Below are 2,189 nucleotides of genomic sequence, written 5' to 3'. Positions count from 1 at the left end.
GAAATGACAGTACAAAGCGAATATCAACTTGAAAATGAACTGATTAGCCAGCTCAAGCAATTGGGATATGCTGCGGTGACCATCAAGGACGAAAGCCAACTACTGTCTAACCTAAAAACCCAAGTCGAACGCGCCAATGGACTTGCGCCCCTGTCAGAAACGGAATGGAAACAGGTCATTAGTTTTTTAAATACCGGAACAGTATTTGAACGGGCCAAAAATCTGCGTGATCTATTTCCAGTCAAATTTGATGATGGTACCAGTAAACACCTTTTTTTCCTGTCTGATGATCCTAGCAAAAATATTTATCAGGTCACCAATCAAATCACTATCGACCACCGCGACTATAATGGCAGAACCAGCCGTTTTGATGTCACACTCTTGGTTAATGGTTTGCCTTTGGTACAGATCGAGCTAAAAAAACGAGGCATGGAAATCGCCGAAGCTTTTAATCAAACGCAACGCTATATTCGTGAAGCCTATTGGGCAGGGCAAGGGCAGTTTGGTTTTATTCAGCTGTTTGTCATTAGTAATGGTGCCAATACCCGTTATTACTCCAACGGCACCACAGGCATCGAGTTTGCCTTTCCCTGGGCAGATGTCAGCAATAAACACATCAATGAAATTGTCGACTTTGCCGAAGCTTTTTTAAATCAGCAGCATCTAACCCAAATGCTGACCCAGTACATGGTACTGCTGGAAACCACCAAAAGCCTGATGGTGCTGCGTCCCTATCAGATTTATGCAGTACAGAAAATTGTGCAGCATGTGCAAAACTCCAATCAGAACGGCTATATCTGGCATACTACAGGTTCAGGCAAAACCCTGACATCTTTTAAAGCCAGTCAAATCATCATGCAAATGCCTGATGTAGAAAAAGTCCTGTTTGTGGTGGATCGTAACGACCTCGACACGCAAACCTCACGTGAATTTAATGCCTTTAAAGCCGACAGCGTGGACAGCACCGATAACACATCGACCTTGGTGAAACAGCTGGATCAACGCCACGACAAACTGATTGTGACCACCATCCAAAAACTCAATCGAGCTATCAGTACCGACCGTTATTTAGAATCGATTGATTATCTTAAAAATAAAAAAGTGGTGTTTATTTTTGATGAATGTCATCGCAGTCAATTTGGTGAGACCCATCAGAACATCAAAAAATTCTTCAGCAATGCACAAATGTTTGGTTTTACCGGTACGCCTATTTTTGAAAAGAACAGCCAAAGCAAAGCAGGTTTAAAACTCACCACAGATTACCTGTTTAATGAGTGTTTGCATAAATACGTGATTGTCGATGCCATCCGTGATCGTAACGTCTTGCAGTTCCAGATTGATTATCGTGGCAAATACACCGCCAAAGGCATGGCGACGAATGAAAGTTATGAGGAAGATGTAGAAGGCATCGATACCAAAGAACTGTATGACAACCCGCAACGCCTAGAAATGATTGCCCGCTACATTGTCAATATCCACGATACCAAAACCCGTAATCGTGAATTTACCGCAATGTTCTGTGTCAGTTCGGTCGAAACACTGACCCAATATTACGACCTCTTTGAAAAGGTGCAGGCTGAAAAGCAAATTGAAGATGAAGCACAAGGTCGGATATTTAAACCGTTGACCATTGCCACTATCTTTTCTTATGCGGCAAATGAGGCTGTACCGACTGATGACTTAACTGGCTTGATTCATGAAGAAGCCGCAGATATTCCAAGTCAGGTCAATTCATCCAGTCGGGATAAGCTGGATCGCTACATTGCCAATTACAATCGACAATTCAAAACTAACTACAACTCAGGTGATCAATTTTATGCGTACTACCGCGACATTGCACAGCGCGTAAAAAACAGACAGATTGATATTCTAATCGTGGTCAATATGTTCCTCACGGGCTTTGACTCTAAGCCGTTAAATACCTTGTATGTCGATAAAAACCTAAAATATCATGGCTTGATTCAAGCATTCTCACGCACCAACCGTGTCTATAACGATAAAAAACCATTTGGCAATATCATCTGTTTCCGCAACCTAAAACGTGCAACAGATGAAGCACTGGCACTATTTTCCAATAAAGAAACGACCAAGATTGTACTTGTTCCCAGCTATGCGGAAATCGAACAGGATTACCAAGCAGCGGTGAGCAAATTGTTTGCCTTAACGCCCAATTACCAATCAGTCGATGA

General features: G+C 42.3%; 1 protein-coding gene. It reads left to right on the top strand.

Features of this window, described 5'->3' with window-relative positions; genetic code table 11:
• Positions 1-3: 3 nt before the first annotated feature.
• Positions 4-2,189, top strand: a 2,186-nt coding sequence (locus tag HHA41_RS12895; protein WP_168461953.1) for a type I restriction endonuclease subunit R, incomplete at its 3' end; no start/stop codon positions are given.

Origin of the sequence: Acinetobacter sp. A1, assembly GCF_012371315.1 — a bacterium.
Classification (GTDB): Bacteria; Pseudomonadota; Gammaproteobacteria; order Pseudomonadales; family Moraxellaceae; genus Acinetobacter.
The sequence above is the reverse complement of the archived record's forward strand: the minus strand, read 5'-3'. Positions and strand labels throughout refer to the sequence as shown.